General features: G+C 59.4%; 1 pseudogene. It reads right to left on the reverse strand.

Annotated features, from left to right (window positions below):
• Positions 1 to 105, reverse strand: a pseudogene (gene esxJ, locus BST12_RS31805) (type VII secretion system ESX-5 protein EsxJ); the annotation flags it as partial.
• Positions 106 to 212: the final 107 nt, after the last annotated feature.

Below are 212 nucleotides of genomic sequence, written 5' to 3' on the forward strand. Positions count from 1 at the left end.
CGCCCACATCCGGCGAGCCTCGTCCTCCACCGTCTGGGCGTGCACCTCAAAACGGCCCGCCATGTCCCGCATCGCGTGCGGATCCGTCATAAAACGTGAGGCCATGTTGCCTGTCTCCTTGTTGAACCTGGACCTAATACCTGTAACTTGTCATGCACATTGACTGTTGTCATAGCCGGCCGCGGAAACACCGAGACCGCCGATCACTGGTC

The organism is Mycobacterium angelicum (genome assembly GCF_002086155.1).
Classification (GTDB): domain Bacteria; phylum Actinomycetota; class Actinomycetes; order Mycobacteriales; family Mycobacteriaceae; genus Mycobacterium; species Mycobacterium angelicum.